Raw genomic sequence first — 13476 nt, forward strand, 5'->3', positions numbered from 1 at the left:
CTGCGATGAGGCTTTCAGCCACGCCGCTTAAGCAACGCCCAAGTACCAATGGCAGCCGGAATACCCAACCCCACCCAACTCAACGAATCCCACAGCCCATCCCCCAACAGCGCCGCAAACAACCCCGCCGCGCTGAGCAGGCCAATCCCCAACGGAATGCCGAATACCTTCCAGAAACTCGACTGGCGCGGCTTCATGACTTGGCCGCCTTGCGCCGCACAATCCACAAGTAAACCCCGCTGCCCAACACGATGATGGTCAGCACATCCAGCACCGCCCAGAGGATCTTCATCGGCATGCCGCCGTAGTCGCCAAAGTGCAGCGGCTGGGACATGCCCATGGCGTCCATATACCACGGCCGTTCGGCGATGGCGGTGACGGCCAGGGTGCTGGCGTCGATCAGCACCGGCGTGAGCAGGTGCGAGGTCAGATGTGTGCTGCCCTTCATGAACACCGCGTAGTGGTGCTCGCTGGAAAAGCGCGTGCCGGGGAAGGCGATAAAGTCCGGCTCCATGCCGGGCGCGGCCTTGGCGGCGATGCTCAGCAATTCGGTGGCCGGTGCGCGTTGGGTCAGCGGTGGCGCGTTTTTGTACGGCTCGATCATGGCGCTGAGGCTGTCCTGGCGCCAGGCGGCGATGATCAGGTCGGCGCAGGCGCTGATCACGCCGGTGACACCCACCACCAGCGCCCAGGTCAGCGTGACCACGCCGATCAGGTTGTGCAGGTCGAGCCAGCGCAGACGGGTGGATTTGTCTTTACGCACGGTGGCGAACTTCAACCGGCGCATAAACGGCAGGTACAGCACCGTACCCGAGACAATTGCCACCACAAACAGAATGCCCATGAACGCCAGCAGCAACTTGCCTGGCAGCCCGGCGAACATATCCACGTGCAAGCGCAGCAGGAACAGGGTCAACCCGCCATTGGCCGCCGGGGTTTCCACGGCCTCACCGGTGCGCGCATCCAGCATGAAGGTGTGGGACGAGTTGGGCTCGGTGCCGGCCGTGGCAGCCATGATCGCAATCACACCGTTTTTGTCGTCTTCGTCCCACGCCAGATACTGCATGGCCTCGCCGGGGCGATGAGCCTGGGCTTTGGCCACCAACTGCTCAAGGTTTAGTTGCGGCGTATCGGCGGGCATCTGTACCAGTTCCGGCTCGTTGCCCAGCAGGTGGTCGATCTCGTGGTGAAACACCAACGGCAGGCCGGTGAGGGCGAGCAGCAGCAGGAACACCGTGCAGATCAGGCTGGTCCAGGTGTGGATGAAGGACCAGCGGCGGATGGTTTTGCTTTTCATTTTCTAGCCTTCAGACACACCGAAGCCGCCCACAGGGGCGGCCCGGTTGTTAACTCAGCCGATTACCACTGGTAGGTGGCGCTGGCGACGACGCTGCGTTGGTCGCCGTAGTAGCAATAGAAACCATCGCAGGTTGAAATGTAGTCCTTGTCGAACAGGTTGGTCGCGTTGAGTTTTACCGAGGCACCTTTGAGGCTGTTGTCCAGACGGCCGAGGTCGTAGTGCACGGCCGCATCGAACACGGTGTAGGCGTCGGCCTTGCCCAACCACGTATTGCCTTGGTCGCCATAGGTATTGCCGGTGTAGCGAGCACCCAAGCCAATACCGAAGCCGTCGAGGACACCCGTGTGCCAGGTGTAATCTGTCCACAGGGTTGCTTGCTGGTTTGGCATCAGTTGCAGACGATTACCTTTGTAGTCGCCTTTTTGCACCTCGGATTTGGCCAGGGTATAGGAAGCGATAACTTTGAGGTTGTCGGTCACATCAGACACGGCTTCCAGTTCCAGGCCTTTGACTTTCACTTCACCGGTCTGGTTGGTGACTGGAATGCTGCCGGCGGTAGTGGTGGTTACCAGAACGTTTTTCTGGGTCAGGTCATACACGGCGGCACTGAGCAAAGTGTTCGAGCCCGGTGGCTGGTACTTGATACCCAGTTCCCACTGTTTGCCTTCGGTGGGTTTGTAGGACTCGGTCGCCGAGACGCTGGCATTGCTCGCCGGTTGGAAGGATTCAGCGTAGGAAATATAGGGTACGAAGCCGGAATCAAATACGTAGCTGAGTGCGGCGTTGCCGCTGAAATGTTTGATTCGGTCGGTATTGGTCGCATCTTTCTGGTTGAAGTACGTGGTGCCCTGATGCACCCAGTCTTCGCGGCCGCCCAAGGTCAGGCGCCATTGGTCAAGCGCCATCTGGTCTTGAGCGTAGAGGCCGGTCTGCACGGTTTTCTGGTTGTAGTCGTAATAAGCCCCGGAGCGAGCGGGACGAACGATGGGCTGGCCGTAGATCGGATTGTTAACGTTGGTCTTCAGGCCATCGCCGTAAATCGACAGGTAAGAGGTATCGGTGCGCTGGTGATCCAGGCCGAGTAGCAGGGTGTGGGAGATATCGCCGGTGGCGAAGTCGGCCTGGAAGTTGTTGTCCAGGGCCAATTGGCCGATGTTCTCGTCCACGTTTGTCGAGGTGCGGCCGACGTTGCCGTCTGCGTCAACCATCGTGTAGGGATATGCACCTACGGTGAGTGTCTGAAATGACAGCTCCGACTTGGTGTAGCGCAGGTTCTGCTTGAACTGCCAGGTATCGTTGAAACGATGCTCGAAGGCATAGCCCAATGCGTAGTAGGTGCGGTCGTAGTATTCGTAATCCGGGTCGCCCAGGTTTTTGTGATGGGAAATATCACCCAGTGGTGATTTGATCTTGGTGCCCTGGATGGGCAAAAACTGGCTGGTGGCACCGGTATCGTCACGGGTGAACTGCGACAGAAAAGTCAGCTTGGTATCCGGGTCGATATTCCAGGTCAGGCTGGGCGCAATGTTGTAGCGCTTGTTGTCGATGTGATCGATCTGAGTGCCGGCATCGCGCACCACGCCACTGAGGCCATACAGAAACTGCCCTTCATCATCGATCTTGCCGGTGCTGGCGAAGTTGATCTGGCGGTAGTTGTCACTGCCGTATTGCACCTGGATGGCGCTGCTTTGTTCTTCACTGGGACGGCGGCTGACCATGTCCAGCAGGCCGCCCGGCGGCGTTTGGCCGTAGACCGACGAGGCCGGGCCACGCAGCAGGGCGAGGCGGTCGAGGTTCCAGGTTTCGGCTTTCGGGTTGGCGTACACACCGCGTGGCAGTGGCAGGCCGTCGAGGAATTGCGTGGGTTCGAAGCCGCGTACGCGCATCCAGTCGTAGCGGGTGTCACTGCCGTAGCTGGCGGACACGATGCCGGGCATGTATTTAACCGCGTCATCCAGGTTCTGGACGTTGCGGTCCTGCATCTGCTCGCGGGTGGCGACGGAGATCGAGCGCGGCGCTTCAACCAGCGCGGTGTCGGTCTTGGTGCCGGCGGCAGTGCGTTTGGTCAGGTAGCCGTCGACGGGGCCCCAAGCGCTTTCATCGCTGCCCTGGGCAATGATGCTGGTCTGCGGCAACGCCACGACACCTTCAGGAATGGCCACCAGCGTAAACGTCCCCGCGCTGCTCTGCTCCAACTGCAACCCCGTGCCACGCAACGCCTCACGCAACGCGCCCTGGGCATCGAACTGGCCTTTGACCGGTGCCGAGGTTTTGCCCGCTGCCAGCGAAGGGTTCAGCGTCAGCGCCAGGCCGGCCTGGCTGGCGATCTGGTTCAGGGTGCTGGCCAATGGCGCAGCCGGCAGGTTGTAGGCGCGCACGTTGCTAGCTTGCTCGGCGGCGATCAGCGTGGTGCTCGTCAGCGGGGCGCTGAGAGCAATGGCCACGGCTAACAGGCTGGGGCGCAACAAGGTGTCTAGCGTGCGGGACATGGGGCGGCTCCTGAATGAAAATATTTCTCAATTGCCTAGGTGCCGGACGAGAATCAAAAAGTGATAGGGCTGGGTGAAAATATTTTTTTGAGGTGGCTTAGAGGGCCTCATCGCAGGCAAGCCAGCTCCCACCTTTAACGGTGTTCACACTTCCAAAGGTGGGAGCTGGCTTGCCTGCGAAGGCGATCGCCCAGGCGCTGAAAAACCTAAGGCTTACCCTTCACAGTCACCCACCACGGCGTGTGCTGCTCGATCTGCACCGGCAAGGTCGGCAGCAGGGCGTTCAGCGCCAGCGTGGTGTCGTGCAGCGGGAAGCTGCCGGTGATGCGCAGGTCGGCCACGTTTTTGTCCACGCCCAGGTAGCCGGTGCGATAGCGGCCAAGCTCCGCAACCACATCGCCCAGGCGGGCGTTGTCGACCACCAGCATGCCGCGCGTCCAGGCGTCTGCGGCGGGTGTGACCACCCGCGCAGGGCCGAGGCCGTCGCTGCGCATCAGCACTTGCTGGCCTTCTTTGAAAATCTGTTCCTGATGCAGCGCCTCAGGCTGGGCGGCCACAGCAGATTGCAGCACGCTCAAACGCGTGGCGTCGTCTTCGCGCCTGACGATAAACCGCGTGCCCAGCGCCCGCAGGCTGCCGTCGCGGGTTTGCACGTAGAACGGGCGCGCATCGTTGTGGCCGGTTTCGACCAGGATTTCGCCTTCCTGCAACACGATCAATCGGCGTTTTTCATCAAAGCGCACGTCGATGGCGCTGTGGGTGTTGAGGTTGATCAGCGTGCCGTCGGCCAGCTTCAGCGTGCGTTGTTCGCCGGTAGCGGTGCGTTGGTCGGCCAGCCAATAATGGATCGGCACGTAACGCTCACCGGCAAACAGCGCCAGGCCAATCACCAGCGCAATGCTGGCCAAACCGCTGCCCAGCTTGCGCACGCGCTGGCGAATGCCTTGGCGTGACTGCAACAACGCCGCCCGCGCCGGGCCCGAGGCCATGCTGAAGCGCTGGTCGAGCATGCCCAACTGGCGCCAGGCGCGTGCGTGTTCTTCATCACTGGCCAGCCATTTGGCGAACTCTTCTTGTTCCACAGCGCTGCCGTCGCCCGAGTCCAGCGACAGTTGCCAGGCAATCGCCGCATCCAGCACGCGGGCGGTGACCGGTTTGGACCCGGTCACAGCGGCTCGCCATACAGTGCGATGTAGCACTGGCGAATGCCCTGGGCCAGGTACTGGCGCACACGCGGCACCGACACACCCAGGCGCTGCGCGATTTCGGCGTGGCCCAGGCCGTCGAGGCGATTATAGAGGAAGGCGGCGCGGGCCTTGCTCGACAGCTTGCCGAGCAGGCGGTCGATGGCCTTGAGGTCTTCGAGGATCAGTTGCTGTTGTTCGGGCGAAGGGTGTTCGCTTTCCGGGATCAGCATCAGTTCGGTGAGGTAGGCCTGTTCCAGTGCCGCGCGGCGGAAGTAGTCGAACAGCAACCCTTTGGCGATGGCCACCAGAAACGCGCGGGGCTCGCGGGGTTCGCGCAGATCGTCGCGGCCCAGCAGGCGCATGAACGTGTCCTGGCTCAGGTCTTCGGCGCGGCTCGGGCAGGCCACATTGCGTCGCAGCCACGCCAACAGCCAGCCACGATGGTCGCGATACAACGCGCCAACAAGCTCACTGTGTGGGGTTTGGACCGACGACAAGGCATCACCGAATAAACAAGGGGTTTAAACTAACGAGAATTATTCGCGATTGTGTCAGAGGCAGGGAGTGCGCGCAATTGGCGTCTGTCGGACGATCGTTCCCACGCTCTGCGTGGAAATGCCTCCTGGGACGCTCCGCGTTTCGCTAGAAAGAGGGTGTTTGTTTGCGCCGTGTCCATTGGCTCAAGCGCTCTTGCAGCACCTGTGGGCTGTCGATTCCCTGTTGGCGCGCACGGCTGAACAGGATGAGCATCAGCTCTGCCGTGGCCAATGCATCGGCGCTGGCGTGATGGCGTTCGCCCACGTGCAGCTTGAAGTGGCTGATCCAGTCATCGAGCCCGGCTTCACGGATATTCGCGTCGGGGCACAACAGCGGGGCGATGTCGGCGACATCAAGGAACGGGTGGGCCAACCGATAACCCAGGCTGTCCTTGAGCGCCCGGCACAGCATGTGTTGGTCGAACGGCGCATGGAACGCCAGCAACGGGCTGTCGCCGACAAAGGCCATAAAATCCAGCAAGGCTTCGGCCGGGTCGCTGCCGGCGGCAATCGCACTGGGGCCGAGGCCGTGGATCAACACGCTGGGGCCGACCTTGGTGTTGGCCCGTAGCAGGGTGCGCTCGAACATCTGCGAAAAATCCACCGCGCCATCCTCGATGACCACTGCGCCGATGGACAGCACCTGGTCGCGGTTGAGGTTCAGGCCGCTGGTTTCCAGGTCGACCACCACCCAGCGTTGCCCGCGTAAAGACCCGTCGCCCAAGGCTGCGGGCTTGGGCAAATGCACCAGTCGCTGCTGTTGGGTTGCATCGAGCCCGGGCTTTTTCTTACGCAACCAACCGAACAGGCTCACAGTTGATACCGCAACGTCAGGCTACTTTGCAGGCGTTGGGCCTGGCGCAGGGATTCGCGCAGGATGCGCCGGTCCAGGTGGTTGAGGCTGTCGGGGTCGACACGGTTGGAATACGGCAAGTTCTCGCGGGTTTGCAGCTGATGCTGCTGCATGCGGGTTTGCTGGATAAAGTGATACGCCTCTTCATAGGCGGCACCGTCCAGCGGTTCGATCACCTCTTTGGCCACCAGTTGGCGCAGGCGCTCCAGGGTGTTGTTGGTGTGAATACCATTGGCCAGGGCCAACAGGCGCGCGCCATCCACAAAAGGTGTAAGGCCCTGCACCTTGAGGTCGAGCGTGGCCTTTTCGGTGCCTTTGCGCGTCAGTACAAAGTCGCGGAAACGCCCCACCGGCGGGCGCTGGCGCAAGGCGTTCTCGGCCAGCATGCGTTGGAACAACCGGTTATCGGCCACTTGATCCAGAATGCCCTGGCGCAGTTGCTCACAACCGCGCTCGTCGCCCCACACCACACGCAAATCGAAATAGATGCTTGAGCCCAGCAGGTTCTCCGGCGTGGCTTCGCGGATAAAGGCACCAAAGCGCCGCGCCCATTCAGCCCGCGACAGGCACAGCTCGGGGTTGCCGGCCATGATATTGCCCTTGCACAGGCTGAAGCCGCACAGCGCCAGGCTTTGGTTGATCTGCTGCGCCAGGGGCAGCAGGCGGCCGCGGATCTCGGCGGCTTCGGCGGCGTCCGTGGCCTCGAACAGGATGCCGTTGTCCTGGTCGGTAAACAGGGTTTGTTCGCGGCGCCCTTCGCTGCCGAAACACAGCCAGCTGAAGGGCACGCCAGGGTCGCCTTTGTCGGCCAGGGTCAGTTCGATCACCCGGCACACGGTGTGGTCGTTGAGCAGGGTAATGATGTGGGTGATCTGGGTGGACGACGCCCCATGGGCCAGCATGCGTTCCACCAGTTGGCCGATCTCGCCGCGAATCACCACCAGGTTTTCCACCCGGGGTGCGTTGCGGATGGTGCGGGCCAGGTGCACCAGGTCGACCCGTTGCAGGGAAAACAGGTCGCGCTCGGACACCACGCCACACAGGCGCTGGTCTTTGACCAGACACACATGGGCGATATGCCGCTCGGTCATGGCAATGGCCGCGTCGAAGGCGCTGTGGTCCGGGCTTAAAAAGAACGGCGCCTGGGTCATATGGCCGGCGATGGCTTGATTGAAATCGCTGGTGCCATCGGCGACCACCTGGCGCAGGTCGCGCAAGGTGAAAATCCCCAGCGGCGCCTTGTGCGCATCGACGATCACGATGCTGCCCACTTGTTGCTCATGCATCAGCGTCACTGCCTCGCGCAGCGGCGTGGTCGGGCTGCAGGTGACCGGGTGGCGCATGGCCAATTCACCCAGGCGGGTGTTCAGCGAATACTGGGTGCCCAGGGTTTCCACGGCCTTTTGCTGCACCTGCTGGTTGACCTGATCCAACAGGCTGCTGACACCCCGCAGGGCAAAATCGCGAAACGGGCTGGACAGGGCGAACAGCTTGATAAACGCCGGCTTGTTCAGTTGCAGGCAAAAGGTGTCTTCGGCGGCTTTGTGCTCGGTGCGCGTGGCACGTTCACCCAGCAACGCGGCGAGGGGGAAGCACTCGCCGGTGGTGATTTCGAAGGTGGTTTGCGTCGAATCCGGCCGCTCGCCGACGACGCGGCCCTGCTTGACGATATAGAAGTGCTCCACCGGCCCGCCGGACGGTTTGAGAATGCTGTCGCCGGGGCCGTAGAAGCGCAGTTGGCACTGTTCGACCAAAAACGCCAGGTGGGCGTTTTCCATCTGGTTAAACGGAGGGAAGCGTTGCAGGAATTGCAAAGTGCCGTGGATGTTCTGCAACACGGCGGTTTTTCCCGCCTGCGTGAAAGCATCAGCTTTACTCATAACAGTGACCGCAATTTTTTTGTCGTTATCGTCCTGCATGGTCGACTCCCGCGCGGCGGGTGCCCATTGGACGTAAGTCTAGGTCTCGGTAAAACCCACCACGACTAGGGAAAAACCTTACATGACTATCGTCCAAACCCCGTAGAACGCCCACTAGGCAAACTTTCCGACGAAGTGCACATTGTTCGCCCTTCCGCAGATGTCTGACGAGTGTGCTGGGAGCTTGAATAGAACTGCTGAGAAACGTATGTCCGACCACGATATTTTGAGTGATGCCGAGCGCGAGGCGCTGAGCGCCGTGATGCTGGAGCCCGATCTGCCGCCACAACGGGTGCTGATTGTCGATGACGACAAGGACGCACGTGAATTGCTGGCAGAAATCCTGGGCCTGGACGGCATTCGTTGCATGACCGCCGACAGTGGCGAGACAGCGTGGGATTTGTTGAGCTCCAGCAGTTCCATCGGTTTGCTGATCACCGATTTGCGCATGGCGCCGAGCAACGGCCTGCAATTGATTCGCAAGGTGCGCGATTCAACCCGTGCGGCGTTGCCGATCATCATCATGTCGGGAGACGCGGAAGCCCCGGATGTGATTGATGCGATGCATTTGAGCGTGGTGGATTTTTTGCTCAAGCCGATTGATAGCGTGAAGTTGGCGAAGATGGTCAAGCGGGAATTGGGGATGGCGCAGTAGTTGCCGTTGGTCGGTTTCTTGTAATACCTGTTAACTCTGACAGTAGTTATGTCAATGGAAAGCCTGTGTACTGGGTTTAGGCGCACTGGAGTGAATCAGTGCCTATCACCTGAACAGGAGTTCATCATGGGTAATATCACGGGTGCCGCTGACATCAAGGTTACCATTGACGGTAATATCAGTGTTTTTTCCGCAACGGAATTTTTAGGCTATCTCTCTTCGTCCCGAATAAACGGTCTCGGCAAGGAGAGTATTTATATTTCGTATGGTCACGAAGTGCCGAGCGGCGATGATCAGGAGTTTGATCTTACGGAAAGTGGGGCAACTTATCGTGATGCCAAGGGGGATGATTGGAGCATGCCCACGTCCGGAAAGTTGAAGCTGACCGTAGTGCGTTCGGAGTTTGGTGACTCTTTCCAACACGCAGCCACGTTGGTAGATCTGACTTTTGGTGGGCAGACGCCAGTTGTTGTACTTAACGGTAAGTACACTATTAAGTATAGCGCGCTGGAAAAATGAGGTTGGTAGAGCTGGTACAGCAATAGCTTGGACGTCACGAGTTCGCTAGCGTTCGTTAATTTCTCCGTGAAAGTTGTAATTTCCGACATTGAGTGTGGTTTGAAGAGCACTGATGTAATTGTTGGTGAAGTGATAGTCAATAGTGTTAACTTACTTATTAAAAAGCAGGAGTTAATTATGAGCACCTCTGGAAAAATGGACGCGGAAGTTTTTCGCAATGGTATTTCTGTAAATAAATATTCTTCTACTAAGGTTTCAGGCAGTGATCTCTCCTTTGAGAGTAATCAAGGGTTGGAAGGTATCTCTATGAGGTTTGAACCGGCAGTGATTGATGGTCCAAATACGTATGAATTCAAGGCAAGTGACTATAAGTTTCAGTACAATACTGCTAATGGTACTTTCGATATAACAGGTAAAGTTGAGGTGATGTCTAAAAACTCAACGGATAATATGGAGTTCAAATTTAGCGGGAAATTTATGGATGGAAGGAAGGAGTTGACAATCGAAGGGACGGGTAGTTTGAATTACAAATTCCCATAATGGTTTGTGATTACAGAAACAGTCCCTGATCCTGTGATCAGGGACGTTTTCAGTTGCTAGTTAAATCCCCATCTTGGCCTTGAACTCCCGACGCCGACGATGCAACACCGGCTCCGTATACCCATTCGGCTGCTTGGTCCCTTCAATCACCAACTCCACCGCCGCTTGAAACGCGATGTTGCTGTCGAAATCCGGCGCCAGCGGACGGTACAACGCATCCCCGGCATTCTGACGGTCCACCACCGGCGCCATGCGCTTGAGGCTTTCCATCACCTGGGCTTCGTTGACGATACCGTGGCGCAGCCAGTTGGCGATGTGCTGGCTGGAGATGCGCAGGGTGGCGCGGTCTTCCATCAGGCCCACATCGTTGATGTCCGGCACTTTCGAGCAGCCGACGCCCTGGTCGATCCAGCGGACGACATAGCCGAGGATGCCCTGGGCGTTGTTGTCCAGCTCGTTGCGGATTTCTTCTTCGGACCAATCGGTGTTGCTGGCCAGAGGGATGGTCAGGATGTCGTCCACCGAGGCGCGTTCGCGCTTGGCCAACTCAGCCTGACGGGCGAACACATCAACCTTGTGGTAGTGCAGCGCGTGCAGCGCAGCAGCCGTTGGCGATGGCACCCAGGCGGTGTTGGCGCCAGCCAGTGGGTGGGCGATTTTCTGCTCAAGCATCGCCGCCATCAGGTCGGGCATGGCCCACATGCCTTTACCGATTTGCGCACGGCCTTGCAGGCCGGTGCTCAAGCCGATATCGACGTTCCAGTTTTCGTAGGCGCCGATCCATTTTTCCGCCTTCATGGCGGCCTTGCGCACCATCGCGCCCGCTTCCATGGAGGTGTGGATTTCATCGCCGGTGCGGTCGAGGAAGCCGGTGTTGATAAACACCACACGCTCGCTCGCGGCTTTAATGCAGGCCTTGAGGTTGACCGTGGTGCGGCGCTCCTCGTCCATGATCCCGACTTTCAGCGTATTACGCGGCAGGTTCAGCACGTCTTCGATGCGGCCGAACAGCTCATTGGTAAACGCTGCTTCTTCGGGGCCGTGCATCTTCGGTTTTACGATGTACACGGAGCCGGTGCGGCTGTTCTTGCGGCTGCTGTTGCCGTTGAGGCTGTGGATCGCCGCGAGGCTGGTGAGCAGGCCGTCGAGGATGCCTTCCGGCACTTCGTTGCCGTCTTTATCCAGGATCGCGTCGATGGTCATCAAGTGGCCAACGTTGCGCACGAACAGCAGTGAACGGCCGTGCAGGGTTACGTCCTGGCCATCCACGCCGGTGTAGACGCGGTCGGCGTTCATGGTGCGGGTGAAGGTCTTGCCGCCCTTGGCCACTTCTTCGGCCAGGTCGCCCTTCATCAGGCCGAGCCAGTTGCGGTAGATCACCACTTTGTCATCGGCATCGACGGCGGCGACGGAGTCTTCGCAGTCCATGATAGTGGTCAGCGCGGCTTCCATCAGCACGTCTTTGATGCCAGCGGCGTCGGTCTGGCCGACCGGGGTGCTGGCGTCGATCTGGATTTCGAAGTGCAGGCCGTTGTGTTTAAGCAGGATCGCAATCGGCTCGGCCGCAGGGCCCTGGAAACCGATCAGCTGTGCATCGTCGCGCAGGCCGCTGTTGCTGCCGCCCTTGAGGCTGACGATGAGCTTGCCATCCACCATCTTGTAACCGGTGGAGTCGACGTGGCTGCCGGCGGTGAGCGGCGCGGCTTCGTCGAGGAAAGCACGGGCGAAGGCAATGACCTTGTCGCCACGCACTTTGTTGTAACCCTTGCCCTTCTCGGCGCCGTCGGCTTCGCTGATGGCATCGGTGCCATACAGCGCGTCGTACAGCGAGCCCCAGCGGGCATTGGAGGCGTTGAGGGCAAAGCGGGCATTCATGACCGGTACCACCAGCTGCGGGCCGGCCATACGGGCGATTTCGTCATCGACGTTTTGGGTCGAGGCCTGGAAGTCTGCGGCTTCTGGCAGCAGGTAGCCGATATCTTGCAGGAAGGCTTTGTAGGCCACCGGGTCGTGGGCTTTGCCCGCGTGGGTCTGGTGCCAGGTGTCGATCCGCGCCTGGAAATCATCGCGTTTGGCGAGTAGGGCTTTGTTCTTCGGTGCCAGGTCGTGGATGACCTTGTCGGCGCCGGCCCAGAACTGGTCGGCAGTAATGCCGGTGCCGGGAATGGCTTCGTTGTTCACGAAGTCGAACAGGACTTTGGCGACCTGCAGGCCACCAACTTGAACGTGTTCAGTCATTGCTTGCCTCACTCTGCGGAGCTTATGCGCTGTTTCAGATTTTCATTATGTAGTGCACGGTTTGGCATACTACATGATGACTTGCGGTTGTGAAAATTAGACTAAATACGTCGTTTAGCGACTCATTTTGGTCGTACGGTCACAGCGGAGAATCGGATGTTCTCAAAAAACTATTGGATTGTTCCAGATAAATATAAAAATGGTACACGATTTGTTTCTGGCCGCTTCCGTAGGCATTGGCTTCATGTGGGAGCGGGCTTGCCCGCGATAGCGATAGCTCAGCCAACCGATGTGTAACTGACAGACCCCAACGCGGCATAAATATCGACACAACTTTTGAAGGCAGCCAATTTCTCCTGTGGCGAGCAGGCTTGTCCTGCGTTGGGCTGCGAAGCAGCCCCAAACTCAGACGCTGAGTTCCAACAGGAAAATTGCAGTGCCTTTACTGGGGCCGCTTCGCAGCCCAACGCAGGACAAGCCTGCTCGCCACAACAGCCCACTTGCAACATACGCCCATCGCGGGCAAGCCCGCTCCCACAGGGTGTGTGCCTATAATCGATGATCAACCCACCGAGGGCTTCGCCATGGACCATCTTGTACTCACTATTATCGCCGCCGACAAACCCGGCCTGGTTGAACGCATTGCGCAGAACATTGCCGCCCACGGCGGTAACTGGCTGGAAAGCCGCATGGCGCATATGGCCGGGCAGTTTGCCGGGATCTTGCGGGTCAGTGTGCCGACGGAACAGCGTCAGGCCCTGGTGAGCGCGCTGGAAGACTTATCCACACACGGAATCCGTGTGCTGGTGGGCGAGGGCAGCAGCGGGCAGGCCTCGGCGTCCAAATCGATCATGATGACGCTGGTGGGCAATGACCGTGCGGGCATCATGCGCGAAATCACGGCGCTGCTGAGCAAACAAGGCGTGAACCTGGCCAGCCTGAGCACGGATGTGCGACCGGCGCCCATGAGCGGTGATCCACTGTTCAGCGCCGAAGCGCTGTTGCAAGTGCCGGCCGCGTTGTCCCTGGATACCTTGCAGCTGTCCCTGGAAACCTTGGCCGATGATTTGATGGTGGAACTGCACCACGAGGAATAATCGGTCCACAGGGTTATGCATGGAAATCTTGCATGGGCCTGTGGATAACCTGTAGAGACCCGGCGCCAGGCCACGTCGGCCGGGCTTCTTCGTCGGTTGAGCAAAAAACGAGCAGTTTCAAGGGCTTGTGCACAAATGGCGGG

12 protein-coding genes are annotated in these 13476 nt (G+C 59.4%); 4 read left to right on the plus strand and 8 right to left on the minus strand.

What is annotated here, in order from left to right; all coding sequences use genetic code 11:
- Positions 1 to 14: 14 nt before the first annotated feature.
- The 7 genes from ASE80_RS04255 to ASE80_RS04285 form a co-directional block, all read right to left on the minus strand.
- Positions 15 to 197: a hypothetical protein gene (locus ASE80_RS04255; RefSeq protein ID WP_056857805.1), complete on the minus strand. Its 183-nt coding sequence runs from the start codon at positions 195 to 197 to the stop codon at positions 15 to 17.
- Complete coding sequence (locus ASE80_RS04260; RefSeq protein WP_056857806.1) at positions 194 to 1297, minus strand: PepSY-associated TM helix domain-containing protein; 1104 nt, start codon at positions 1295 to 1297, stop codon at positions 194 to 196. Before ASE80_RS04260 ends, ASE80_RS04255 begins: the two co-directional genes overlap by 4 nt.
- A gap of 62 nt (positions 1298 to 1359) precedes the next feature.
- Entirely contained in the window at positions 1360 to 3789 is a 2430-nt protein-coding gene (locus ASE80_RS04265) for a TonB-dependent siderophore receptor (protein ID WP_056857807.1), read from the minus strand.
- Positions 3790 to 3995: 206 nt separating this feature from the next.
- Positions 3996 to 4958 (minus strand): FecR domain-containing protein, encoded by a 963-nt coding sequence (locus ASE80_RS04270; RefSeq protein ID WP_056857808.1) that lies wholly within the window; start codon positions 4956 to 4958, stop codon positions 3996 to 3998.
- A complete protein-coding gene (locus ASE80_RS04275) occupies positions 4955 to 5473 on the minus strand; it encodes an RNA polymerase sigma factor (protein WP_056857809.1) in 519 nt (172 codons plus the stop codon). Before ASE80_RS04275 ends, ASE80_RS04270 begins: the two co-directional genes overlap by 4 nt.
- 145 nt (positions 5474 to 5618) lie before the next feature.
- Complete coding sequence (locus ASE80_RS04280) at positions 5619 to 6326, minus strand: 3'-5' exonuclease (protein ID WP_056857810.1); 708 nt, start codon at positions 6324 to 6326, stop codon at positions 5619 to 5621.
- A complete protein-coding gene (locus ASE80_RS04285) occupies positions 6323 to 8245 on the minus strand; it encodes a putative nucleotidyltransferase substrate binding domain-containing protein (RefSeq protein WP_177336505.1) in 1923 nt (640 codons plus the stop codon). The genes ASE80_RS04280 and ASE80_RS04285 overlap by 4 nt, the downstream gene beginning before the upstream one ends.
- 247 nt (positions 8246 to 8492) lie before the next feature.
- Here ASE80_RS04285 and ASE80_RS04290 point away from each other — a divergent pair, with 247 nt between their 5' ends.
- The 3 genes from ASE80_RS04290 to ASE80_RS04300 all read left to right on the plus strand — a co-directional run bounded on the left by ASE80_RS04290 (position 8493) and on the right by ASE80_RS04300 (position 9998).
- Positions 8493 to 8939, plus strand: a complete 447-nt coding sequence (locus ASE80_RS04290) for a response regulator (protein WP_056857812.1) — start codon at positions 8493 to 8495, stop codon at positions 8937 to 8939.
- 126 nt (positions 8940 to 9065) lie between these two features.
- Positions 9066 to 9458: a hypothetical protein gene (locus ASE80_RS04295; protein ID WP_056857813.1), complete on the plus strand. Its 393-nt coding sequence runs from the start codon at positions 9066 to 9068 to the stop codon at positions 9456 to 9458.
- A 177-nt stretch (positions 9459 to 9635) separates the two neighbouring features.
- Positions 9636 to 9998: a hypothetical protein gene (locus tag ASE80_RS04300; RefSeq protein WP_133257333.1), complete on the plus strand. Its 363-nt coding sequence runs from the start codon at positions 9636 to 9638 to the stop codon at positions 9996 to 9998.
- A gap of 60 nt (positions 9999 to 10058) precedes the next feature.
- On the opposite strand, the gene ASE80_RS04305 is transcribed toward ASE80_RS04300, so the two are convergent.
- Entirely contained in the window at positions 10059 to 12236 is a 2178-nt protein-coding gene (locus ASE80_RS04305; RefSeq protein ID WP_056857815.1) for a malate synthase G, read from the minus strand.
- Between the two features lie 584 nt (positions 12237 to 12820).
- Here ASE80_RS04305 and ASE80_RS04310 point away from each other — a divergent pair.
- Positions 12821 to 13333, plus strand: coding sequence for a glycine cleavage system protein R (locus tag ASE80_RS04310; protein WP_056857816.1), 513 nt, complete (start codon positions 12821 to 12823; stop codon positions 13331 to 13333).
- The last annotated feature ends 143 nt before the right edge of the window (positions 13334 to 13476 follow it).

Source organism: Pseudomonas sp. Leaf15 (assembly GCF_001421425.1).
Lineage (GTDB): Bacteria > Pseudomonadota > Gammaproteobacteria > Pseudomonadales > Pseudomonadaceae > Aquipseudomonas > Aquipseudomonas salomonii.

What these genes read in the sequence shown, in the direction of transcription:
- ASE80_RS04255 (WP_056857805.1), bottom strand. Translation starts at nt 197, where the DNA reads ATGAAGCCGCGCCAGTCGAGTTTCTGGAAGGTATTCGGCATTCCGTTG.
- ASE80_RS04260 (WP_056857806.1), bottom strand. Translation starts at nt 1,297, where the DNA reads ATGAAAAGCAAAACCATCCGCCGCTGGTCCTTCATCCACACCTGGACC.
- ASE80_RS04265 (WP_056857807.1), bottom strand. Translation starts at nt 3,789, where the DNA reads ATGTCCCGCACGCTAGACACCTTGTTGCGCCCCAGCCTGTTAGCCGTG.
- ASE80_RS04285 (WP_177336505.1), bottom strand. Translation starts at nt 8,245, where the DNA reads ATGAGTAAAGCTGATGCTTTCACGCAGGCGGGAAAAACCGCCGTGTTG.
- ASE80_RS04290 (WP_056857812.1), top strand. Translation starts at nt 8,493, where the DNA reads ATGTCCGACCACGATATTTTGAGTGATGCCGAGCGCGAGGCGCTGAGC.
- ASE80_RS04295 (WP_056857813.1), top strand. Translation starts at nt 9,066, where the DNA reads ATGGGTAATATCACGGGTGCCGCTGACATCAAGGTTACCATTGACGGT.
- ASE80_RS04300 (WP_133257333.1), top strand. Translation starts at nt 9,636, where the DNA reads ATGAGCACCTCTGGAAAAATGGACGCGGAAGTTTTTCGCAATGGTATT.
- ASE80_RS04305 (WP_056857815.1), bottom strand. Translation starts at nt 12,236, where the DNA reads ATGACTGAACACGTTCAAGTTGGTGGCCTGCAGGTCGCCAAAGTCCTG.
- ASE80_RS04310 (WP_056857816.1), top strand. Translation starts at nt 12,821, where the DNA reads ATGGACCATCTTGTACTCACTATTATCGCCGCCGACAAACCCGGCCTG.